We start from the raw sequence: 22,616 nt of genomic DNA on the forward strand, positions 1-22,616 counted from the left end.
CGGGACGCTCAGGGGCGCCCGAGCGCCCGGTACGTGAAGCCGGCGGCGCGCCACGCACGCGGGTCGAGCACGTTGCGACCGTCGACGATCGTGCGCCGGGCGACCACGGCGCCGAGCTCGGCCGGGTCCAGCTCGCGGTACTCGGCCCACTCGGTGGCGAGCAGCACGACGTCGGCGTCCTGCGCCGCCTCGAGCGCGGTGGCCGCGTACTTGAGGTCGGGCCACTTGGCGCGCGCGTTCTCGACCGCCTGCGGGTCGGTCACCGTGACGTGGGCGCCCTGCAGCTGCATCTGCGCGGCCACCGAGAGCGCGGGCGAGTCGCGGACGTCGTCGCTGTCCGGCTTGAACGCGGCGCCCAGCACCGCGACGCGCCGCCCGACGATCGACCCGGCGCAGACCTCGCGCGCCAGGTCGACCATGCGCACGCGCCGGCGCATGTTGATGGAGTCGACCTCGCGCAGGAACGACAGCGCCTGGTCCACGCCGAGCTCGCCGGCGCGGGCCATGAAGGCGCGGATGTCCTTGGGCAGGCAGCCGCCGCCGAAGCCGAGCCCCGCGTTGAGGAAGCGGCGGCCGATGCGGGCGTCGTAGCCGATCGCGTCGGCGAGGCTCGTCACGTCCGCGCCGGTCGCCTCGCACAGCTCGGCCATCGCGTTGATGAAGGAGATCTTCGTGGCGAGGAACGAGTTGGCGGCGACCTTGACGAGCTGGGCGGTCGCGTAGTCCGTGGTGACGAGCGGCGTGCCCTCGGCGAGCGGGGTCGCGTAGACGGCGTCGAGCAGCGCGTGCGCGGCCTCGCCCGCGGGCGTCGGGTTGCCCTCGTCGTCCGTCGGCAGGCCGTACACGAGGCGGTCGGGGTGCAGCGTGTCCTTGACCGCGAAGCCCTCGCGCAGGAACTCGGGGTTCCACACGAGCGCCGCCCCCGTGGGCGTGAGCCGGGACGCGAGCGCCTCCGCGGTGCCGACGGGCACGGTCGACTTCCCGGCGACGACGTCACCCGGTGCGACGTGCGGCAGCAGCGCCGTGAACGCCGCGTCGACGTAGGAGAGGTCCGCGCGGAACTCACCGTGCTTCTGCGGCGTCCCGACGCAGAGGAAGTGCACCTGCGCACCGGCGGCGTCGGCCATGTCGGTGCTGAACCGCAGCCGGCCCGTGCTGCCGACCTCGGCGAGCAGCTCCGGCAGGCCCGGCTCGTAGAACGGCGCGGTGCCGGCGGCCAGGCGCGCGACCTTGTCGGCGTCGACGTCGATGCCGACCACGTCGTGCCCGAGCGACGCCATGCTCGCCGCGTGCACCGCGCCGAGGTAGCCGCAGCCGATGACCGAGATGCGCACGAGTGCTCCGCCTGTCGTCGAAGGATGGGGTTGGGGCGACTCTAGCGGCGCCGCACCGCGCTGGCCTGGGTGAACATCCGCGCGCGGCCGGGCGGGCATGCTGGGCCGATGCCGTCGTCCGCGCCGTCCCCCGTGCCGTCCCCGGTGCCGCGTCGCGTCGTCGTGCCCGTCCTCGTCGGCTACCTCGCGGCGGTCGCGGCGGTCACGCTGACGCCGGGCCGGACGCACGACGGGTCCCTCGGGGTCGTCCGCACCGTGCTCGCGTGGCTGACCGACCGGGGCGTGCCGCTCACCTTCGAGGCCCTGGAGGCCGTCGCGAACGTGGTCATGTTCGTGCCGTTCGGCGTGCTGGTCGGCCTGCTGCTGGGCGCCCGGCGGTGGTGGGCCGTGGTGCTGCTGGCGCTCGCGACGAGCGTGACCATCGAGACGGTGCAGCGCGCGCTGCCGGACCGGTTCCCCACGGTGCAGGACGTCGTGCTCAACACCCTCGGCGCGGCGGTGGGCGTCGCGGCGCTCGCCTGGGCGCTGCCCCGGGTGCTGCGGCGGCCCGGACGCACGCGGCCCGGGTCCGCGAGTGCGGACCCGGGCCGGGGGCAGAGCCGGCCGGCGGCCGCCGAGGGCGGGCCGGCGCGGTAGACGTCAGATGCCGAGGGCGTCCTGGATCGGGCCGAGCGTGAAGTACAGGACGAACGCCGCCGCGGCGACCCACATGAGCGGGTGCACCTGGCGGGCCTTGCCGAGGGCGATCTTGATGACGACGAACGCGATGAAGCCCGCGCCGATGCCGGTCGTGATCGAGTAGGTGAACGGCATGAGCGCCAGCGTCAGGAACGCCGGGATGGCGATCTCCGGCGACTTCCAGTCGAGGTTCGCCACCTGCGTGACCATGAGGAAGCCGACGACGACCAGCACGGGCGCGGCCGCCTCCGACGGGACCATCGCCACGAGCGGCGACAGGAACGTCGAGAGCAGGAACGCGATGCCGGTGACGACCGACGCGAGGCCCGTGCGCGCACCCTCCGCGACTCCGGACGTCGACTCGACGTAGGCGGTGTTGGAGGAGACCGAGCCCATGCCGCCCGCGACGGCGCCGAGGGAGTCGACGAGCAGGATCTGCTTGGTGCGGGGCGGGTTGCCACCCTCGTCGAGCAGGCCGGCCTCGGACCCGACCGCGACCATCGTGCCCATCGTGTCGAAGAAGTCGGCGAGCAGGATGGCGAAGACGAGCAGCGCCACGGCGAGGATGCCGATCTTGCCGACGGCCCCGAAGAGCGAGAACTGGCCGAGCAGCGACAGGTCCGGCAGGGACGCGAGCGAGTCGGGCAGCGCCGGGACGTTCTGGTGCCAGCCGGTCGGGTTCTCGCCGCCTGCCGTGTCGCCGATCTTCGCGATGGCCTCGACGACGACCGCGAGCACCGTGGTCGCGATGACGGCGATGAGCAGACCGCCGCGCACGCGCCTGACCATGAGGACGATCGCCGTGATGAGCCCGAGCACGAACACGAGCGACGGCCAGCCGGCGAGCGAGCCGCCGATGCCCAGCTCGAGCGGCGTGCCGCCGCCCTGCCGGACGAAGCCGGCGTTGACGAAGCCAATGAGCGCGATGAACAGGCCGATGCCGACGCCGATCGCGGTCTTGAGCTCGCGCGGGACGGCGCGGAACACGGCGGTGCGGAACCCGGTGAGGACGAGCGCCAGGATGATCAGGCCCTCGAGCACGACGACGCCCATGGCGTCCGCCCACGTCACGTCCGGCAGGGACGCGATGGTGAACGCCACGACGGCGTTGAGGCCGAGACCCGCGGCCAGGGCCATCGGGAAGTTCGCGACGAGGCCCATGAGGACGGACAGCACGCCCGCGACCAGCGCGGTCGCCGCGGCGATGAGCGGGAGGTTGCTGCCGTCGCCCGTGCCGCCGCCGAGGAACTCGCCGGTGCCGTCGGGGACGAAGCCGAGGATGAGGGGGTTGAGCACGATGATGTAGCTCATCGTGAAGAAGGTGACGAGGCCGCCACGGACCTCGGTGCCGATGGTGGAGCCGCGCTCGGTGATCTTGAAGAAGCGGTCGACCGCGCTGCGGGGGGCAGCGGTGGTCTCGACCGGCATCTCCTCAGGGGGAGAGGTCGCCATGCGGCGCAGTGTGGCAGAGGCGTGTTACGAGCGGTGGCGGCGTCCGGCCCGTGATGCGGCGACGGGGGCCGCGCCACGCGGTCGCCTCACCGGCCGCCGCACATGTGGGTGAATTCCCCCCACGATTCGCACCTTTGCGTCATTTTATGGCGCCGAATGTCCGGTTTATGCCCGGCGCCCTGCTCGAGTGACCCTGTTAGCGTTCCCGGTTACTGGGTGGAATGCAATTCCACATCACCCGAGGGGGACCATGGGCGCGACGGTGGGAGTCACCGCGCGCAGGGTCGCCGAGGACGCCCCGGCGACGAGCGCGAGCGCACCTTCCCTGCACTGGGCACGGGCCTACGCCCACCGGGTGGCCGTCACCGACGCAGCCGCCGTCGTCGTCGCGGTCGCCGTCGCCTATGCCGTGCGATTTCCCCTCGACGACCCCGCCGTCGTCTCGGGCGAGTTCTCCCCCTCGTATCTGAGCGTGTCCCTCGTGCTGCTCGTCGCCTGGTGCGCCGCACTCACCTTCGGCCGTACACGCGACCGCCGACTCGTCGGGACGGGCCCGGGTGAGTTCACGCGCGTCACGCAGGTGACGTGGCACCTCTTCGCGTCCGTCGCCGTCATCGGCTTCCTCTTCCGCATGGAGATCGGCCGCGGCTACCTCGGCATCGCGGCGCCCCTCGGGCTCCTCCTGGTGCTCGCCGGCCGCATGGCCTGGCGCCGTCGGCTGCACCGCAGTCGCGACGCCGGCGCGGACCGGTCGGACGTCCTCGTCGTGGGCCCGCGCAGCACCGTCGCCGCACTCATCCACGAGTTCCACCGCAACCCCCGCGCCGGTTACCAGGTGACCGGCGTCTGCCTCGTCGACCACGACGCACGGCCACGCGCGCACGCGGTGGCCGGCGTCCCCGTGCTGGGGGCGCACACCGACGCGGCCCGCCTCGCCCAGCAGCAGGGGGTCGCAGCCGTGGCGGTCGCGGGCTCGTACTCGATGTCCAACGAGGAGGTGCGTGCGCTCGCCTGGGACCTCGAGGGCAGCGGCATCGACATGGCGATCACACTCAACCTCACCGACGTCGCCGGCCCCCGCGTGCTCATGCAGCCTGTGAACGGCCTGCCGCTCGTCTACGTCGACGAGGCCCGCTTCACGGGGTCGAAGTACATCGTGAAGTCGCTGTTCGACTGGTTCGGCGCCCTCGCCATCACGCTCGTGATCTCCCCGGTCCTGCTGGTCCTCGCGCTGCTGGTGAAGCTCACGAGCCGCGGACCCGTGCTGTACAAGCAGGAGCGCATCGGCAAGGACGGGCGCCCGTTCCACATCTACAAGTTCCGCTCCATGCAGGTGGGCGCGCACGACAGGCTCGCCGAGGTGCTCGCCGCCGAGGGCGTGACGGCGGTCGGCGTCTTCTACAAGCCGAAGAACGACCCCCGCGTGACACCGGTGGGGCGCGTGCTGCGCCGGTACTCGCTCGACGAGCTGCCGCAGCTGTTCAACGTGCTGCGCGGGGAGATGAGCCTGGTGGGGCCGCGGCCGCAGATCGAGGCGGAGGTGGCGACGTACGACCGGGCGGCCCACCGCCGGCTCCGCGTGCGGCCCGGGCTGACGGGTCTCTGGCAGGTCTCGGGCCGCTCCAACCTCGACGCCGAGACGGCGATGCGGATGGACGTCGCCTACGTCGAGAACTGGACGCTCTTCGGAGATGTCATGATCCTGGCGCGAACGCTGCGCGCCATGCTCGCGGGCGAGGGGGCGCGGTAAGAGCGCAGTGAACGGCGCCGCGCCTACCCTTCCTCGAGCAACAACTAGCGGACAGAGACTGATGCGACTAGGGCACTACGGGACCTTCGACGTCCTGAACTACGGCGACCTTCTTTTCCCTCTCCTTGTGCGTCATCGGTTGAGCGACCTTTTCGACGAGATCGTCCATGTTTCGCCGGTCGGGGGGCAGCCCTACCTGGACGTCCCCGCGTCGATCTCCACGCGCGAGGCCACTGCGCTCAGCTTCGACGCCGTGATCGTGGGCGGGGGCAATATCCTGCACACCCGGACGACGAACCTTCCGACTTACCGTTCGGTCCGCTCCAGCGCGTACGCGGACCTGTGGGTGGGCGCGGCACGTCAGGCCATCCGCGACAAGGCACCGCTGGTCATCAACGCCGCCGGTGCCCCCCGCGCCCCGATCGGGCTTTCGCGGCCCGCCGCCCGAGCGGCGCTCCGCGCCGCGGACTATGTAGCTGTGCGGGACGAAAAGAGTGCCGCCACCCTTCAGCTTGACTCGGACCTCTCCCTCGCCGTGGTCCCCGACACCGCGCTCGAACTGTCGGACGCGGCCCCGGACACCCGAGACGGGCGCGGGGAGTGGCCTGATGAGCTGCGCTCTGCACCGGCGCACGGATACGTCGTTGCCCACCTCAACGGACGCTACGGTCACCGGGACCACCAGCACGCCGCCGCCGCGCTGGACGCCGTGGCCACCGCCACCGGCCGACGCATCTGCCTGATCGGGATCGGCGAGTGCCACGGCGACGACGAGCTGGCACGGTCCGTCGGTGCAGCCATGGCGACGGCGCCGATCGTCTTCGACCGCCCTCGGTCCGCTCGGGCGGTGATCGAGGCGATCCGCAACTCCGCCGGATACGTGGGTTCCTCGATGCACGGGTACGTGACTGCGGCGTCGTACGGCGTTCCAGCGGCGCTAGTCGTGGATTCGGCGGCGCAGCACAAGTTCGACGGCCTCCTCGCGCACCTCGGCGGGACGCGCGTCTCCTGGAAGAGCTGGGACGAGGCAGCCGGTGCCTTGACCCGAGGGGGGCTTAACGCGCTGGGCCGCCTCGACACGACACGTGCGCGCAAGGCGATCAACGCGCACTGGGATGAGGTCCGTCGCGTCCTCACTGATCGCCCAGCGCGTAGCGGGGACGTCCACGTAGCTCTGCGAGCAGGTCCTTACCGGGCATCGGTTCACCTGCCGGCCGAGGCGCGTCAGCTGATTCGCGATGCCAGACATCGTTCGCGTCGGCTCCTCCGGTGAGCGAGGCCAATCTTGCGGGAAAGGCCGTGCGGGGGACGCGTACCAGCCTGCTGGGACTCGCGGCGAAGGTCGGACTCCAGATCGTCGGACTCCTGGTCCTGTCCCGGCTCCTCTCGCCGGCCGACTTCGGCCTTGTCGCTGTGCCGGTGGCGGCCGTCGGTGTGGGAGAGGTCATCCGTGACCTGGGACTGTCCGTCGCAGCGATCCAGGCAAAGGAGCTCAGCGCGAGTCAGCGCTCGAACCTGTTCTGGGCCAACCTCGTCGTCGGAGTGCTGTTGTGCGCCCTCTACATCGCAGCGTCACGGCCCATCGCCGCGGCCTTCGGCTCGCCCGAGGCTGCGGTGATAACCGCGGTCCTCAGCTCGACTTTCGTGCTCAACGGCTTCGCAGCGCAGTTCCGCGCGAGCCTCAACAGGGACATGAGGTTCACCGCGCTGGTAGTGGCCGACGTCGTCGCGGCCACGCTGGCGATCTTCGTCGCAGTGGTTCTCGCGGCGAACGGCGCCGGCTTCTGGGCGGTCGTCACGCAGTACGTCTGCAGCGCCGGGGTGGGCGCCGTGATTCTGGCCGCGGCGGCACAGTGGTGGCCCGGCATGCCGAGCTCCCTGGCGGAGAGCGCGCACCTCGTACGCTTCGGGGCAAGCGTCTCGGCGGCCCAGGTCGTCGCCTATCTCGGGAACAACGCCGATACGTTCGTCCTCGGGTTCACGACTACACCGCAACGGCTCGGCCTGTACTCGCGCTCGTTCCAACTGGTGGTCGCTCCCCTCGGCCAATTCAAGACCCCTCTCACGACAGTGGCACTCCCCGTCCTCTCGCGCCTACGAGGAGACGGACAGCGCTATGCCCGGTACCTACGAGTGGGCCAAGCAGCCCTCGGCTACGGGGTCATCCCCATTGCGGCGGTCGCCATCTGCGCCCCGGCGGCACTCGCCGACTTCGCGCTAGGCCCGCAGTGGTCTGCTGCCGTCCCCGTCATCCAGGTACTCGGCGCCGCAGGCGCGTTGCAGCAGGTGTCATACGTCGCCTACTGGATCTTCGTCTCACACGGCCTCGGCAACAGCCTCCTTCGGTACAGCGTCGTGGCGGCCGTGGTCCGCACGGCAGCAATCCTGGCTCTCTCTCCCCTTGGACCCGTCGGAGTCGCGTGGGGCTACGTCACTGGCTCAGCGCTGATGTGGCCGGTTGCGCTCGTGTGGTCTTGCCGCATGGCCGGCGTTCCGCTGCGGCCCGTGCTTACCGGCGCCGGCCGAATCGTCCTGTGCACCGGTACCGGCGTCGCTGCGGCCTGGGCCGCAGTCTCCGCTCTCGACGCACCGGCGATTCTGGAGGTCCTCGCTGTGCCGTGCTGCTTCGCGCTCGTCTACGTCCTGGCGGCAATCGTCGTACGCCCGGTGCGCATGGACCTACTTGGACTGTGGGACCTCGCCCGCCGATTCGTCCGGCGCGGCGGATGACGTCTCGCGACGAGCGCCGCGCCGTACATTCGCCGTCGACAGGGAAACCATCTGTGAGAGTCGTCTTCGTCACCCCAGCCCTCGGCGACAACTCACTCGGCCGCACGTACGCGCTGTGGCTACTTGCGCGGCACCTGGGGTGGGAGACCAGTGTGGTGGCGCTCCACGACGCACAGCTCTGGGGCCCTCTGGCCCAGACGGCCTTCGCCGCCGACTGCCGCGCCGTCGGTACGTCGCCACACGACGTCGCGGCAGCCCTGGCCGGAGCAGACCTGTGCGTCGCAATCAAGCCCTTCGCCAACTCCTTAGGCGCCGCTCACGCGGCTGCCCGAGCAGCAGGTGTACCGCTCCTGGCCGACGTCGATGACCCGGACATCGAGAAGACGCTCGCATTCGGCAACACGGCGACGGCGTGGACGAAGCGCGTCGCTCGCGAGCTAATGCGTCGACCGAAGGTCGCAGAGATGCGACGCATGCGAAGGCTTCTCCAAGACGTCCCGGTTCTCACGAGCAACCCCACACTGCAGCAGCGCTACGGCGGCACGGTGATCCCGCACGCCCGGCCGGATCTCGGGCAGGGCGCGCCCCACGTACATCGACGACCGACCGTCGCCTTCGTGGGGACCAACCGCGCACACAAGGGCGTCCCGGAACTGAGGGCAGCGGTGGCCCGCCTGCAGGACGACGGCTACCGCCTCGTCATCACGGACGACGCGCCGTCCGACGCGCACACGTGGGAGACGTGGATGGGCACCACGACCCTCGACGTCGGCCTATCCGTGACGCGCGACTCCGACGTCGTTGCCATCCCTAGTCACGCCGGGATCGTCTCTCGCGGGCAGCTTCCGGCCAAGTTGATCGACGCCATGATGCTCGGGCGGGCGATCGTAGCGAGCGATCTGCCGCCCGTGCGGTGGGCGCTCGGCGAAGCAGGCATTCTCGTCCGGCCGGGCTCGGTCGCCGAGCTCACTGCCGCTTTGGCTCGACTCGCCGATCCCGGTTTGCGCACATCTCTCGGCGCGAGGGCAAGGAAGCGCGCTTTGAGCCACTTCACGGTTGAACAACTCGCGCCCGAATTTGCAGCCGCCTCTAACCGACTCGTTTGACGCACAGGAGCGTCGAGCTTGGCTCCACCGCCGGGCCCCTTGGCGAAAAGCGTGTTCGAGCAAAACCATGTGCTTAGCTAGCGCTGGAACGCGCTGAGCTCCCCGCTGCCCGGCTGGGCTTCCGCGGTCCTGGTCGGCGACGATGGTGCATTGGTGCGATGGATTGAACCGGCACGCCCACGGTGAAGGCCCTGGTGCCTGGGCGCACGGTCACCGCTTCATCCGCTCTGAGCGTACGGACGGCGACAGCGAAGGTCACCACCGCAGCCAGTGCCAGCAAGCGCCCGCCATAGTTGAAGAACCACGCATTGGTGGACCAGAGGATCGACGCTACAACGCCCGCATACATTGCGGCCGCGACAGTCCGTCCGGCCAGTGCGCGGCGATATACCGCCTGCGCAACGATGCCGTACGTCGCCATACTGACAAAAGCAGCAAAAACCCCCGCCGTCGAGAAAACGCTTCGCATCATGGTCGCGGCATTGGAGCTCAAGCCGGCACCGATGTACTCGTATCCTCCAGAGTCGTCGCCGCCCTCGGTCCCTGCGCCGAACAGCGCGTACACGCCGCCGAGGAGCCCGGGCGAGACCTCGCCCGCGTTTGACCCACCATTGTCATACCAGGCAGAGAATGTCGGAATGTATCCCGCCACCCAAAGTCGCGCCGAAGCGAAGGTGTCGCCGCTGAGGCTCGCTCCATCGCCACTGACGCGCACGGCCCGAAAGTAGACCACTAGGAGCGCCAGCACAGCGACCGATGCACCCGCTCGAAGCAGGGTCTTCGGCGGTAGAACGAACGTACCTTGACGAACAGCCGCCGCTACGTATCCTGCAACTGCCCACACCGCCAGTATGAGCAGATACGACCGCTGCGTGGTGATAGAGCTCCAGAGCATGGCCGTGAGCAGGAACGCACCGCACCACATCACTGCGGTGCGAGAGCGCTCTAGCCGCACCTTGGCACCCGCAAGCACCGACCCTGCCTGCAGGAGGGCGAAGGACGCCTTCTGCAACTGCGTCAGTTCCGCTTCCCCGCGGAAGATCAACACGGCGTTCTGTTGCCCCGCAGAGAAGAGCTCACCGAGGGAACGTAGTTCGAGCAGGGCCGTCCCGAAGGAGCGGCTTAACTCAACGGCACCGAGCAGGCCTACCCCCACACATGCCAGCAAGATCCAGGACGGGATACGTCTCGGCATGGTGTCGTCGCGCCGCTCGCCATCCCGCGGCGCGCTGTCCACCAGGACCGCGCCGACATTGAATGTGAGCACCGCCAAGAACAGGATCATGACCGCGTTCGTGGAGTATATGAAGTCGGCTCCCAACGCGCCCGTAGCGAGGAACAGCACCGCCCATGCCGCGTTCCATAGTGGCGCGGGTGCCAAAATCGAGGACGCCCTGTAAGCGGTCAGCGCAAAAAGCAGCACCAGGACCGATCCGAAGATGAAGAGATGTGCGGGGCTCACGGTCGACCTCTGTTCACAATACGCCGCATCGAGCTGGGGCTTTAATTGCGGGTGTCCGCTGGCGCCGGTCGCTCACCGGGAGACAGGCGGCGTCCACGTCGACACCGTGCGTCCTCTCATCGCAAGCATCACGCCGGCGAGCGTCGCCACCATAGCGAGGAGCACCTCGAGCACCGAATCCACGGATGTCAGCCGCCGGCCGCGCCACGCGACCAGCAACGTGGCTCCAAGCAACACTGCCGCAAGGGCGACCGACGCGCGGCCGACGAGCACCGTACCGGCAAGAGCGACAATACTGGCCCAAAGCGCACCCCACCAACGTACAAATTTGTGGGAGAAGTACTTGAATCGATCGAACCGGCGCATGGCACGAACCCGTCCAATCATTTGACGATGGGTGTGATACGCGCGTGCCGCGATACGCACCTTCCGCCGGAACTCGTCGCTGCTGCCCGACACCAGGCGCTCGTAGGCGACGACATCGTCCACGTAGATGAGGCGCGCGCCGGCGAAGACGACGGACATTGTCACCGTGAAGTCGTCCTGCACGGTGTCGGGGAATTCGGGGTACAGGGTGCGCCGGACAGCAAAGATCGAGCCGTCGCCCCCCATGACGTTACCGGTGGCGGACTCCCGCTTCTTGATCTGCTCCTCGATGCGCCAGTACCGCCCGCCCACCCGTTCGGTCGCGGTCTCGGACTGAAACAGGTACTCGAGGTGCCCGCACACGCCACCGACGGACGGGTCCGCGAACCATGCCTGCAGCGCCGACAGCGCGCCGTCATCAAGGAGCACGTTCGCATCCGTGAACACCAGGAGCTCACGGTCGGTCCGCGCCACCAGGGTCTTCATGCCATGGGCCTTGCCGCGCCGGCCCTCTCCGACGACCAGCGTCAGGAGGTCGCCGGCCGCAGCCAGCATCTCCCGCGTGCCGTCCGTCGAGCCGTCGTCGTAGACCAGCACGGCGAGCGCGGGGTACCGATCCCGCAGCTGTCGTAGGTTCGCCAGCTTCTCAGGGAGGACCGCCGCCTCGTTGTACGCCGAGAACAGCAGCGCGAACGATGCACCGTCACTCGGACGCGCTCGGCGCGCTACCGGCTGGGGAGAGAGGCGCCCGAGGACCCACGGATAGACTACGTACGGGTACACCACCGCGAGTGCCGCCAGCCCGGCCAGCCCCACGAGGACCAGGTCAACGACCGTCATGAGCGGAGCGCTCCGCGGACGGGTGCGACCCTGCTCCGGTGGAGTCGGCTCATCGCGCGACCTTGAGGCGCCCGCGGACCTTGCGGAGCCGCGCCCGCACACCCACGTAGAGGCGACGGACCGCGGCGTACTGCTGGCCGGCGACGCGCACGAGCAACGAGCGGGTGGCGACGTCCAGGGAGACGGGAACCAACGCCGCGATCTCGCCAAGGCGCATCCGTCCCACCACGTCCTTGATCTCCGCTCGTGCCACGTCCGCCGAGCTGAGCCGGAGCGCGGTGTTGACGCGCGCGAGATGCCACGCGTGGTAGTCGTAGTGGAGGAGCAGCCGCTCCCGTCCCTCGCTCGGTGGCAGCGTCTCCGCGACACGCCGCACCGTCTCCCGGCAGCGATTCAGGTTGTCCAGCACGGGGTGCCGGGAGTTCGTGATGGAGCCTTCGCGGATCACGTGGTGGTAGAGGACGTCGGGCACCGTGGCGACGGTCGCGGCGGCCGCCAGCACAGGGACTAGGCCGCAGAAGTCGCTCTGCGACTGCATCGGGGGGAACGGATCCGCACCCAGCAGGTCGCGGCGGAACAGCTTGCTCCAGAGGTAGCCCCTGAAGCGGCCTGCCAGGACGAGATCGAATGCCTCCGGGCCCGTGAGCGTCCGTGCGGCCGGCAGCCCATCGAGCACCGCGGTGTCGAGCCCGTCGGGCTGACGCCACGTCGCCCGGCACACGACGACGTCAGCGCGCGCTTCTCGTGCGCGCTCAACGAGCTTCTCGGCGATCGACTCGTCCCACTCGTCGTCCCAGTCGAGGAACCACACGTACTCGCCTCGCGCGAGGGCCAACGCGGTATTGCGTGCGGCGGCGACACCGCCGTTCTGCTCGAGGAGGACCGGCCGGACTCGCGCGTCCCGTGCCGCGAACGAACGGACGCGGTGCGCGGTACCGTCCGTCGAGCCGTCGTCGACGACCAGGATCTCCGCGTCCGGCAGCCGGGTGCGGGATATCCGGGCGAAGCTCTGCTCGAGCGCCACCCCCGCCTGGTAGACGGGCAGGATGACGCTCACGGCCGGTTCACCCACGAGGAGCCCCTGGGGCCACGGCACCGGCGTTGCTGCCATCGCCGTCGAAGGCATCGACGACGGGACGAATGTGCCCGCTCCACGTGAACCGGCGGGGCGCTACCTCACGTGCCTTGTCGCCGAGCGAACGCCGCAGACCCTGGTCGACGATGACGGATCGCAGAGCGGCGACCAAGGCCGCACTGTCGTGCCCGTCGACCAGCAGCCCTGTCGAGGCGTGGTCCACCACCTCCCGAGGTCCGCCGGCATCCCCGCTGATCACCGCGCAGCCGAACGACATCGCGTCGGCGATTACGAGCCCGAATCCCTCGAAGTCCCGCCCCTCCCCGACGTGGGTGTGTGGGTGCAGGAAGACGTCGGCACGCTGGTACAGGCGGGGGAGCTCCTCGTCCGGGACGTACCCGAGAAAGTGGACCTTGTCCGCGAGGCCGAGTGTCTGCGCGAGCGCCTCCAACTCCTCGCGCATGGGCCCGGTCCCGGCCACGTTCATCTCGAATGCATCGACGCCCTCCTCCCTCAGCACCGCCAAGGCCGCCAGGCTGCCCTGGACGTTCTTGCGAGGGACGAGCCGCGAGAGCGACAGGATTCTCACTGGTCCCTCGGGGCGAACGGTCAGCACGTCGTCGGACGAGAGAAAGGAGAGGCCGTTGTAGCTGACCTTCCAGCGTGGCCCGTCGACGGACGGGCCCAGTTCGGCGCGCGCAGCGGCCCGGGTCGCCTCCGAGACTGCGACGACTACATCGGCGCCGCCCAGGACCCATCGCATCGCCGGCCGCAGGAAGGCAGGCACGTTCATCACCTCACGGCCGTGAACCGTGACGGCCTTCGTGGCTCGTCCCATGACGAGCGCCGCGACAAGTGCGACGCGCCATGTGGTCGCGTGCACGCGAGCGACCGGCCGGCGGCGGACGAGGCGCCTCGCCTCGCCCAGCATGCGGAGGAAGGTCAGTGCCTGACCGCCACTGCCCGCGTTCCACAACGTGTACGGGCGCCCGTTGGCACGTCGCGTCGTCCAGCCGCGGCTGCCTGTCGTCTGGGTCAGCACAGCGACCTCGTACCCGACGGCCAGGTAAGCGGCCGCGACCTCCCCCGAGTACTTCTCCACGCCACCTGTCGTCGGGGGGTAGCCCTTCGCGAGCACCACCACCAGGTCACCGGTCGTCGGCGGCTGACTGCCGTCCTTCGTCATGTCGTCCGTCTTCCGTGGGATCGAGGCCGGTGGCGTGCGACGCACCGACGGACCGGCCGGCAAGTCCCGTCCGTCGAGGTCGCGCTACCTGGCACCACGCTGGTGCTGCGGCGACAGCCCTCGTCGCTCGCGGAGTGCTGCCTCGGACATCGACTCGCCGGGCCACAACGGGGCGGCGTGCCCGGCCGCGCCGGACTGGAGGGGCGGCGCCACCTCCGGCGCCGCCAGGCGAGCCGCGGACCTGACCTTCGTCGACCTCGTCCGTCGACTCGGCTTCCGGGGCGCCGAGGAACCTGAGCGGTCCGACGTGTACTCGTAGTACTGGTACGCACTGCTCTGGCGTCGCGGCTCGCGGTTGACCACGATGCCCAGCACGTGCGCATCGACCGCGTCGAGCGCGCCCAGCGCCTCCGCGAGCTGATTGCGGTGAACGCGGCCAGCACCGACCACGAGGAGAACACCCCCCGACAGGCGGCCGAGGATCGCGGCATCCGTCACGGGCAGCAACGGCGGCGTGTCGATGAGGACGATGTCGTAGAGGCCGAGCGCCTGCTCGAGGAGCGTCGACATGGCCTTCGAACCGAGAAGTTCGCTGGGGTTGGGTGGGATCTGTCCCGACGGCAGCACATGGAGCCTGCCGTTGCCCCACGGCTGGACAACGTCGGTGAGCGACGCACGGCCGATGAGGACGGTCGTCAGGCCGACGCTGCCCTCGATCCCCAGCCTCTTCGCGACCGACGGCCGGCGCAGGTCCGCGTCGACGAGGAGCACGCGGGTACCAGCATCCGCAAGAGCGATCGCGAGGTTGATCGTCGTCGTCGACTTACCCTCGCCTGGCAGCGACGACGTCACCACGATGGTGCTCGGGCGATCGTCCACCTCGAGGAACTGCACGTTCGTCCGTAGTCGACGGAACGCCTCCGCTCGAGGGCTCTGGGGATCGGTCTGGACGATCAGCGGTCGGCTGTCCACGTCCTCGTCGAACGCGATGACCCCGACGACGGACGTGTCGGTGACGTTGGCGACGGACGCCTCGTCACGCACGCGTGTGTCCAACAGCTCGCGGAGCACAGCAACGGCCACGCCGACGGCGAGGCCGACGAGAAGGCCGAGCGCTACGTTCAGCTTCGGGTTAGGCGACGACGGCTCCTCGGGTGCAGCCGCGTCGCGGACGACCGTGAGCTTGACGTTCGACGGCGTACCGTCCGTCGGCGCGTCCAGCTCCGACACGGCGGTCCGGAACTCTCCGGCGACCGCGTTGGCGAGCGCGGCCGCGAGGGACGGCGACTCGTCCGAGACGCTGATGCTGACGATGGCCGAGCTCGGCGGGGTCTCGGCGGTGATCCGGCCTGCGAGGTCGTCTGCCCGCATGTCGAGGCCAAGCTCGTCGATCACAGGCCCCAGGACGAGCGGGGTGGTGACGAGGCGGGCATACGACGCGACCTGCTGGCGCGTGAAGTTGGCGCCCTGCAGGAGGTCGTTCGTGGAACTGGAACCCTGCACCGAGACGTACACCTGCGTGACCGCGGTGTACGTGGGCTTCGCCAGCAGCGTGCCTGCGACGGCGGCACCTACACCGATCACGGTCAGAGCGGCGATGGACACCCATCGCTTGATCACGATCGACAGGTAGTCGCGGAGCTCCATCTTTCATCCTTCGTTCGTCCATGGCTGCTGGCGCGGGGCTGCTGCCACTACCAGTGGTGCCCCATGGCGCCGTGACGCCCACCGGGAGAGCCAGGGAACGCGTGATACAAGGCGGAGGACCCGCGCGGTCCGCGCGGGTCCTCCGCCTTGCTAGGTGATGCGCGGTCTCAGGCGCTCGCGCCCTGACGACGCTTGTTCGCCACCACGATCGCACCCGCACCGGCGAGCATGAGCGCGCCCGCGCCGAGGGCGATCGGCATCGCGTTCGAGCCCGTGGCGCTCAGCTGGCCCGCGCCGGCCGACGCCGTGCCGCCGGCCCCGGAGCCCGCCGCGACGGCGAACGTCTGGGTGCTGAGGACCTCGCCCGACACGCCGTCGGTGACGACGGCGGTGTAGGTGCCGGCCTGCGACAGCGTGACCGAGAAGGTCGCGACACCGTTGGCAGCGGTCGTCTTGGTCGCGGTCCGCGTACCGGCGATCGAGATCGCCGAGTCCGGGATCGACGCGGGGTTCGACGTCACCGTCAGGTTGACCGGCGTGTTCCCCGGGCCCTCGACGGTGATGGTGAAGGACTCACCGAGCGCGGGCGTCGTGTCCGACGCCGTGCCGCGGTTGGTGTAGTCGGCTGCGCCGTACGCGAACGCAGCGGTCGGCGCCAGCGCGAGTGCGGCAGCGGTGACGGCCGTGGCGACCGTGCGGCGGATCTTCATGGGAACTCCCCCAACTGACATGGCCCGCACTCGAGGTCGAGCTGCGGTGTTCGCAGGTTAACTGCTGGATCCGCACGAGGAAAGGGCTGACACATTCCCGAAACCTGCGGCCGTCGGCGTGGTCCGTAGCAGTGGATCACCGCTCTGACCAGGGCCGGTGTGGATTGTGGCGTCGATTGTCCGTTTCTGACCCGGTTCGAACACCCACGTCAGCGAGCCGACACTGAGGTCGTCGTGCACCTGCGCGTGAAGTTGCCCGGGTTGTCCGTCGATGACGAGGTCCGTCATTCGAGAATTACCGGGCAGGTACAGCAGCAGGTTGGTCTGGAATTCACCCGGTTGGACGATGTGATCCAACCCGATCAGGTAGTCGGGCAGCGTCGCTGCGTCAGCCGGCGCGGAATACGTGTACTCCAGCGCCAGCTCGAGCTCCTGGCTCCCGTCCGGGCGGCAGGAGCGGCTCGTCACGCCGCCCTCGACGTCGAGGTAGTAGCCGACCTTCGCCTGCGTCCCGTCGTTGAGGAACACCCCCACGACCGGGGACTCGCCAGCCGTACCGCGCAGCTCACCGGACAGGACCGTGCCCTCCACGAGCGCCTGCTCGTCCGCGTCCGCGGACCAGACCATGAGCCGACCCTGCCGCGCGGCCTCGGCCAGCGCGTCCACGGCGCCAGCCGGGTCGCCCTGCCCGCCGGCGACGGCGCCGAACACCGCCGCAGCCGTCGCCGCGAAGAACGCGTCCTGGTCCCGCGGGTCCTCGAGGTCGAGGTACACGCGGTTGAGGAGCGTCGGCACGACGTCCTCCGCGGTCAGCGCGCCGACACCGGGCACCTGGACGGGGCCCGTGGCGCCGAGCACGAGGGCGAGCGCCCCCGGGTCGACCGACAGCACGCCGTCCACCTCGCCGCCGATCTCCTGCGCCCAGATGCTCCGGGCGATCTGCGCCGACCGCGGGAAGTGCGGCGTGAAGTTGACGTCGCGCATGTCCGTCGCGAGCAGCGGCCCGAAGAGGTCCTGCTCGACCGGGCTCAGCTCGACGACGGGCTCGACGAGACCGGACAGCTCACCGCCGGTGCGCTGCTCCACCACCTCGAGCCGCCCGTCCTCGGCCCGCAGCAGCAGCACGGCGCCCGCGATCCCGCCGGTGGCACGCGGCTCCGCGTTGTTCTGCACGAGGACCAGGTACTCGCGCGGCCCCTCGGCGCCGAGCATCGCGGGGATGAGCTGCACGGCGCGCGACGCGGTCGCGGTGTCCGCGGCGACCGCGGCGACCTGCGCCCGCAGCTCGCGCACCGGCGCCGCGACCTGCGCCACCAGGCCGTCCACGTCGACGGCCGCGAGCTGGTCGGCCGACGCGCGCACCGCCGTGTCGGCGCCCGTGACCTGCGGTGCGATCGCGATGAGCGGGGCCAGGTCGAGCGCACCGTCGACCGGCGCGAGAGCCGCCGGGTCGACGACCTGCGTGGCCTGCACGAGCGGCGGCAGCGCGCGCTGCGCGAGCCCGTCGACCACCTGCGCGACCGTGCGCACGGCCCCGACGTTCGGCCCCGCCCACGGCAGCGCCGCCGCGACCGACCAGAGCGGACCCTCCGTCCGCTCGCGCGCATCGGCGGCGTGGCGCTGGAGGTCGGGGACAACCAGGTCGGCACCGGCGACGTCGCCTGCGGTCACGAGGTCCTGCAGCCGGTTCACGTCGGCGGCGGCCGCCTGGAGCGAGTCACGTGCCCGCAGAGCGTCGAGCGCGAACCACGTGCCCGCGGCGACGACGATCACGAGGACGCCCGCAACCGCGAGGAGAACCGTGCGCGCCGTGCGCCGGGACCGCCGCTGCGGCCGCCGTGCGCGGCCCCGACCGCCGCGAGGTGCGGAGCCGGACGTCCGCGCGACGGGGACCCGCTGCGTCGCCCACTGCTCGCCCCACCCCGGATGTGCCACTGGTCTCCCCCACCGTCGCTGCGTCCGCGTCCTCCGAACGGGGCGCACGCGCCGGTGATGCTAGCCGTCCGGCATGATCACCCCCGTGACCCAGCCCCCCGCGCCCGCCCGCGTCCTCACCGTGTGCACCGGGAACATCTGCCGCTCCCCGGTCGTCGAGCGGCTCCTGCGGCAGCGGCTGGCGGGCACGGACGTGGTGGTGGAGTCCGCCGGGACGCACGCGGTCGTGGGCGCGCCCGTGAGCAGGCCGATGGTGCCGCTCCTCGCCGGCGCGGGCGCGGACGCCGGCGGGTTCGCCGCGCGGCAGCTCACGCCCGCCGTGCTCCGGGACGTCGACCTGGTCGTCACGCTCACGCGCGGGCACCGGTCGGCGGTCGTCGAGCACGCGCCCGCGGCGGTGCGCCGCACGTTCACGCTGCTCGAGCTCGCGCGCCTGCTGCGGCACGTCGACCCGGCCGCTCTCGCGGCGGCGGGGGCCACCCCCGGCGAGCGGGTGCGCGCGCTGCCCGCGCTGGCCGCGGCGGTCCGGCACCTCGCGGGCGTCGGGGAGGACGACGTCGTCGACCCGATCGGGCAGTCCGACGCGGTGTACCGGGCGTCGTTCGACGCGATGGCGCCCGCGGTCGACGCGCTCGCCGCCGCGCTGCTGGCGCCCGCGCGCTGACCCCGCCGCGCGACCGGCCGCGGCTACGATCGAACGGTGCGCTCCCTCCTCGACACCCTCCTGCACCCCCGGCGCACACCGCCCCCGCCGCTCGACGTCGACCTCGCCCGCGTGATGTCCGTCGGGACGGTCGTGTGGGCCCTCGCCCTCGTCGTCACGGGCGCGTTCTGGGCGTTCGGCGCGGCGGAGCCGACCACGGTGGCCGTCTGCGCCGCGGGGACGCTCGTCGGGGTGGTCGGCGTCGTGTGGGCGCGCCGGCTCGCGCGTGAGCAGCGCGAGGCGGAGCAGGACACCGACGCAGCCTGACGACGAGGCGGCCTCAGCCCAGGAACACCTGCGCGCAGAGCCACCCGCGCGGGCCGGACGTGCAGCCGACACCGATCTGCCGGTAGGACGTGCGCAGGATGTTGGCCCGGTGCCCGGACGAGTTCATCCACCCCTCGACCGCGGCCTCGGCGGACCGGTAGCCCAGGGACAGGTTCTCCCCCACCGCGCCGGCGCCGCACGCCGCGACGATCGGCTGCAGGGGGTCGTGCTCGAAGCGTCCCTCGGCGACGAGGACGGCCGTCCGCTGCGTCGCCTGCTGCGCCGCGCACGCCGAGACCGCGAGGTCACCGAGGCCGGCGGCGCGCCGCTCGGCGTTCGTGAGCTCGACGATGCGGGCGGTGAGCGCGTCGGCGGGGGCGGCGGCCGCGGCGGGCGCCGGGGCGGGCTGCTGCGCCGGCGGGGCCGGCGCCGGCGCGGCCTCCGGGGCGGGCGCGGGCGGCGCGGGCTCCGGCGGGGCGGCGGCCTCGGGGGTCACGGTGGGCGCGGGCGCCGACGGGGTCGGCGTGGGCACGTCCGTCGGGGAGGCGGTGGGCGTCACGGTGGGGGTCGCGGCGGCGTCCCGGTCGGTGCTGCGCGACGCGGCGGCGCGTCCGCGGTCCACCAGCTCGACGGCGGCGCTCACCGTGCCCGGCGCCTGCGCACCCGGCGCCAGGGCCACGACGGCACCCGACGCGAGGGCCAGCACACCGACCGGGGCGAGCAGGCGGACCCACGGCCCGCGCCGCCGCCGGCGCTGCTGCCAGCGCCGGATCTCACGTCGGCGGACCACGGGGAGCTCGGGCACGGCGGTGACGTTACCGGACCGTGACGTTTCGGGGTCAACCGGACAGAAAGTGCGCCGCGTCCTCAGCAGCAGCGTCCCTGCGGCGCGCGGTCCTGCCGGTCGGTGCGGTCGCGCCAGAACTGCCGCTCGGTCAGCACACCGGGGTCGCCCGGGCCGCGGCCGTGCGCGGCCTGGTGCTCGAGGTACCGCTCGTACGCGTCCTCGCCGAGCAGGGCGCGCACGAACCACCGCACCCCGCGCCGCGCGCCGGTCCGCGGCGGCGTCACGCGTGCCCCCGCGCGCGCACGGGCGGGTGCGCCGCCTCGTGCTCGCGCCACCGCGCCTCGAGCTCCTTCTCCGGCGGCGTGGGCAGGAAGCCGGCGGGCGCGAAGATCCGCGACGGCGTGGCCGGCACCTCCGCGCTCGGCGCACCCCCGGAGCGCAGCGACCGGTACGTCGCCCCGAGCGCGGTGAGGATGACGACGATCGCGAGGGTCACGAACACGATGGACAGGACGCCCTGGATCATCGTGTTGCGCACGACCGCCTCCATCGCCTCCACGCTGGTCGCGGTGCCGAAGCTGGTCTCCCCCGCCGCGAGCGCGTCCCGGAACGCGCGGTGCTGCGCGAAGTACCCGATCGCGGGGACGGGCGAGAAGATCTTCTGGAACGACGCCGTGATCGTGACGGCCGCCGCGAACGCCAGCGGCAGCGCCACCACCCACAGGTACCGCGCCGTGCCCTGCTTCGCGATGATCGCCATGCAGACCGCGAGCGCGATCGCGGCGAGCAGCTGGTTCGCGATCCCGAACAGCGGGAACAGCGTGTTGATGCCGCCGAGCGGGTCGGTGACGCCCATGAGCAGCACGGCGCCCCACGCGGTGACCATCACCGCGGTGGCGAACCAGGCGCCGGGTCGCCACGACGTGTCGCGGAAGCGCGGGACGACGTTGCCGATGCTGTCCTGCAGCATGAACCGCGCGACGCGCGTGCCCGCGTCGACCGCGGTGAGGATGAACAGCGCCTCGAACATGATCGCGAAGTGGTACCAGAACGCCATCATCCCGGAGCCGCCGACCACCTGCTGCATGATGTGCGCGAGCCCCACGGACAGCGTCGGCGCACCGCCCGTGCGGGACACGATCGTCTCCTCGCCGACGTCCCGCGCCGTCTGCTCGAGCACCCCGGGCGTCAGGTCCACGCCGGTCAGCCCGAGGCCGTTGACGAACGCGACGGCCCCCTCCACGGTGCCGCCCGTCGCGGCCGCCGAGGCGTTCATCGCGAAGTAGATGCCCCGGTCGATCGACAGCGCCGCGACCAGCGCCATGATCGCCACGAACGACTCCATGAGCATGCCGCCGTAGCCGATGAGGCGGGTCTGGCGCTCCTTCTCGACGAGCTTCGGCGTCGTGCCCGACGCGATGAGCGCGTGGAAGCCCGACAGCGCACCGCACGCGATCGTCACGAACAGGAACGGGAACAGCGAGCCCGCGACCACCGGCCCGGTCCCGGTGCTGGCGAACTCGCTCACCGCCGGCTGCTCGAGCACCGGCCGGACCAGCACGATCGCGACGGCGAGCATCACGATCGTGCCGATCTTCATGAACGTCGACAGGTAGTCCCGCGGGGCCAGCAGCAGCCACACCGGCAGCACCGCCGCCACGAAGCCGTACACGACGATGCCCCAGGCGATGGTCGTGCGGTCGAGCGTGAACACGTCGGCGCCCCACGCGGTGTCGGCGATCATGCCGCCGCCCACGATGGCGGTGAGCAGCAGCACGAAGCCGATGACCGACACCTCGGCGACCTTCCCGGGCCGCAGGAACCGCAGGTACACGCCCATGAACAGGGCGATCGGGATGGTCATCGCGACGGAGAAGACGCCCCACGGGCTCTCGGCCAGCGCGTTCACGACGACCAGCGCGAGGATCGCGACGATGATCACCATGATGACGAGCGTCGCGAGCAGCGCCGCCGTGCCGCCGACCACGCCGAGCTCGTCGCGGGCCATCTGCCCCAGCGACCGGCCGCCGCGGCGCATCGAGAAGAACAGCACCAGGTAGTCCTGCACCGCCCCGGCCAGGACGACGCCGACGATGATCCACACCGTCCCCGGCAGGTACCCCATCTGGGCGGCGAGCACGGGGCCCACGAGCGGCCCGGCGCCGGCGATGGCCGCGAAGTGGTGGCCGAACAGCACGCGCCGGTCGGTGGCGACGTAGTCCTTGCCGTCGGCGGAGTACTCGGCCGGGGTCGCGCGCCGGTCGTCCGGGCGCAGCACGTGCCGCTCGATGTACCGCGAGTAGAAGCGGTACGCGATCAGGTACGTGCACACCGCGGCGAACACGAACCAGATCGCGTTGACGGTCTCCCCGCGGACCAGCGCGATGATCACCCACGCCACGCCACCGAGCAGGGCGACGAGGCTCCAGACGACGATCCGCAGCGGGGTCCAGCGACGGTCCTCCGCCTCGACCGCGGCGGCGTCGAGCGCCACCGGCGGCAGGTCGCGGTCCTGGTCCAGCACGCCGTCCCTGCGGCCCCCTGCCACGGGCTGCCCACGATCGGCCATGTCATCTCCCCCTCGAGAC

Annotated in this window: 19 protein-coding genes; 7 read left to right on the top strand and 12 right to left on the bottom strand. The window is 71.2% G+C overall.

Annotated elements, in window-relative coordinates:
• Positions 1-8: 8 nt before the first annotated feature.
• A complete protein-coding gene (locus E5225_RS14200) occupies positions 9-1,334 on the bottom strand; it encodes a UDP-glucose dehydrogenase family protein (protein ID WP_135974259.1) in 1,326 nt (441 codons plus the stop codon).
• A gap of 108 nt (positions 1,335-1,442) precedes the next feature.
• Between E5225_RS14200 and E5225_RS14205 the strand changes: the two genes are divergently transcribed.
• Positions 1,443-1,970: a VanZ family protein gene (locus E5225_RS14205; RefSeq protein WP_135974260.1), complete on the top strand. Its 528-nt coding sequence runs from the start codon at positions 1,443-1,445 to the stop codon at positions 1,968-1,970.
• Between the two features lie 3 nt (positions 1,971-1,973).
• On the opposite strand, the gene E5225_RS14210 is transcribed toward E5225_RS14205, so the two are convergent.
• Positions 1,974-3,464: an NCS2 family permease gene (locus tag E5225_RS14210; RefSeq protein WP_243738326.1), complete on the bottom strand. Its 1,491-nt coding sequence runs from the start codon at positions 3,462-3,464 to the stop codon at positions 1,974-1,976.
• 355 nt (positions 3,465-3,819) lie between these two features.
• Here E5225_RS14210 and E5225_RS14215 point away from each other — a divergent pair, with 355 nt between their 5' ends.
• From E5225_RS14215 to E5225_RS14230, 4 genes are all read left to right on the top strand, one after another.
• Positions 3,820-5,214, top strand: coding sequence for a sugar transferase (locus tag E5225_RS14215; RefSeq protein ID WP_243738327.1), 1,395 nt, complete (start codon positions 3,820-3,822; stop codon positions 5,212-5,214).
• A 61-nt stretch (positions 5,215-5,275) separates the two neighbouring features.
• Positions 5,276-6,487, top strand: a complete 1,212-nt coding sequence (locus tag E5225_RS14220; protein ID WP_135974262.1) for a polysaccharide pyruvyl transferase family protein — start codon at positions 5,276-5,278, stop codon at positions 6,485-6,487.
• Entirely contained in the window at positions 6,484-7,944 is a 1,461-nt protein-coding gene (locus E5225_RS14225) for a lipopolysaccharide biosynthesis protein (RefSeq protein WP_166436003.1), read from the top strand. Before E5225_RS14220 ends, E5225_RS14225 begins: the two co-directional genes overlap by 4 nt.
• Positions 7,945-7,997: 53 nt before the next feature.
• Entirely contained in the window at positions 7,998-9,050 is a 1,053-nt protein-coding gene (locus E5225_RS14230; protein ID WP_166436004.1) for a glycosyltransferase family 4 protein, read from the top strand.
• 73 nt (positions 9,051-9,123) lie between these two features.
• On the opposite strand, the gene E5225_RS14235 is transcribed toward E5225_RS14230, so the two are convergent.
• The 7 genes from E5225_RS14235 to E5225_RS14265 all read right to left on the bottom strand — a co-directional run bounded on the left by E5225_RS14235 (position 9,124) and on the right by E5225_RS14265 (position 18,109).
• Positions 9,124-10,512: a hypothetical protein gene (locus tag E5225_RS14235; RefSeq protein ID WP_135974265.1), complete on the bottom strand. Its 1,389-nt coding sequence runs from the start codon at positions 10,510-10,512 to the stop codon at positions 9,124-9,126.
• 72 nt (positions 10,513-10,584) lie between these two features.
• Positions 10,585-11,718: a glycosyltransferase gene (locus E5225_RS14240; RefSeq protein WP_135974266.1), complete on the bottom strand. Its 1,134-nt coding sequence runs from the start codon at positions 11,716-11,718 to the stop codon at positions 10,585-10,587.
• A 49-nt stretch (positions 11,719-11,767) separates the two neighbouring features.
• On the bottom strand, positions 11,768-12,844 hold the full coding sequence (locus tag E5225_RS14245) for a glycosyltransferase family 2 protein (protein WP_135974267.1): 1,077 nt from the start codon (positions 12,842-12,844) through the stop codon (positions 11,768-11,770).
• The gene (locus tag E5225_RS14250; protein ID WP_135974268.1) at positions 12,783-13,979 is read right to left on the bottom strand and encodes a glycosyltransferase family 4 protein; all 1,197 of its coding nucleotides are present in this window, start codon (positions 13,977-13,979) and stop codon (positions 12,783-12,785) included. Before E5225_RS14250 ends, E5225_RS14245 begins: the two co-directional genes overlap by 62 nt.
• Positions 13,980-14,063: 84 nt before the next feature.
• The gene (locus E5225_RS14255; RefSeq protein ID WP_135974269.1) at positions 14,064-15,626 is read right to left on the bottom strand and encodes a tyrosine-protein kinase domain-containing protein; all 1,563 of its coding nucleotides are present in this window, start codon (positions 15,624-15,626) and stop codon (positions 14,064-14,066) included.
• Positions 15,627-15,793: 167 nt separating this feature from the next.
• A complete protein-coding gene (locus E5225_RS14260) occupies positions 15,794-16,336 on the bottom strand; it encodes an LPXTG cell wall anchor domain-containing protein (protein ID WP_135974270.1) in 543 nt (180 codons plus the stop codon).
• A 57-nt stretch (positions 16,337-16,393) separates the two neighbouring features.
• Positions 16,394-18,109, bottom strand: a complete 1,716-nt coding sequence (locus E5225_RS14265) for a DUF4012 domain-containing protein (protein WP_135974271.1) — start codon at positions 18,107-18,109, stop codon at positions 16,394-16,396.
• A 247-nt stretch (positions 18,110-18,356) separates the two neighbouring features.
• Between E5225_RS14265 and E5225_RS14270 the strand changes: the two genes are divergently transcribed.
• Together E5225_RS14270 and E5225_RS14275 are read left to right on the top strand one after the other, a co-directional pair.
• A complete protein-coding gene (locus tag E5225_RS14270; protein WP_135974272.1) occupies positions 18,357-18,935 on the top strand; it encodes an arsenate reductase/protein-tyrosine-phosphatase family protein in 579 nt (192 codons plus the stop codon).
• A 36-nt stretch (positions 18,936-18,971) separates the two neighbouring features.
• Entirely contained in the window at positions 18,972-19,241 is a 270-nt protein-coding gene (locus tag E5225_RS14275) for a DUF2530 domain-containing protein (RefSeq protein ID WP_135974273.1), read from the top strand.
• Positions 19,242-19,254: 13 nt separating this feature from the next.
• Here the strand turns inward: E5225_RS14275 and E5225_RS14280 are convergent, their stop codons facing one another.
• The 3 genes from E5225_RS14280 to E5225_RS14290 all read right to left on the bottom strand — a co-directional run bounded on the left by E5225_RS14280 (position 19,255) and on the right by E5225_RS14290 (position 22,597).
• Complete coding sequence (locus E5225_RS14280) at positions 19,255-20,046, bottom strand: CAP domain-containing protein (protein WP_136225484.1); 792 nt, start codon at positions 20,044-20,046, stop codon at positions 19,255-19,257.
• Between the two features lie 62 nt (positions 20,047-20,108).
• Positions 20,109-20,312: a YbdD/YjiX family protein gene (locus tag E5225_RS14285; protein WP_135975182.1), complete on the bottom strand. Its 204-nt coding sequence runs from the start codon at positions 20,310-20,312 to the stop codon at positions 20,109-20,111.
• Positions 20,309-22,597 carry a carbon starvation CstA family protein gene (locus E5225_RS14290; RefSeq protein ID WP_135975184.1) on the bottom strand — a complete coding sequence of 763 codons (2,289 nt, stop codon included), beginning with the start codon at positions 22,595-22,597 and terminating at the stop codon, positions 20,309-20,311. The genes E5225_RS14285 and E5225_RS14290 overlap by 4 nt, the downstream gene beginning before the upstream one ends.
• Positions 22,598-22,616 lie beyond the last annotated feature (19 nt).

Source organism: Cellulomonas shaoxiangyii (assembly GCF_004798685.1).
Lineage (GTDB): Bacteria > Actinomycetota > Actinomycetes > Actinomycetales > Cellulomonadaceae > Cellulomonas > Cellulomonas shaoxiangyii.

Coding starts and splice junctions, on each gene's coding strand:
- E5225_RS14205 (WP_135974260.1), top strand. CDS start 1,443: ATGCCGTCGTCCGCGCCGTCCCCCGTGCCGTCCCCGGTGCCGCGTCGC.
- E5225_RS14210 (WP_243738326.1), bottom strand. CDS start 3,464: ATGGCGACCTCTCCCCCTGAGGAGATGCCGGTCGAGACCACCGCTGCC.
- E5225_RS14220 (WP_135974262.1), top strand. CDS start 5,276: ATGCGACTAGGGCACTACGGGACCTTCGACGTCCTGAACTACGGCGAC.
- E5225_RS14240 (WP_135974266.1), bottom strand. CDS start 11,718: ATGACGGTCGTTGACCTGGTCCTCGTGGGGCTGGCCGGGCTGGCGGCA.
- E5225_RS14245 (WP_135974267.1), bottom strand. CDS start 12,844: ATGCCTTCGACGGCGATGGCAGCAACGCCGGTGCCGTGGCCCCAGGGG.
- E5225_RS14250 (WP_135974268.1), bottom strand. CDS start 13,979: ATGACGAAGGACGGCAGTCAGCCGCCGACGACCGGTGACCTGGTGGTG.
- E5225_RS14255 (WP_135974269.1), bottom strand. CDS start 15,626: ATGGAGCTCCGCGACTACCTGTCGATCGTGATCAAGCGATGGGTGTCC.
- E5225_RS14260 (WP_135974270.1), bottom strand. CDS start 16,336: ATGAAGATCCGCCGCACGGTCGCCACGGCCGTCACCGCTGCCGCACTC.
- E5225_RS14290 (WP_135975184.1), bottom strand. CDS start 22,597: ATGGCCGATCGTGGGCAGCCCGTGGCAGGGGGCCGCAGGGACGGCGTG.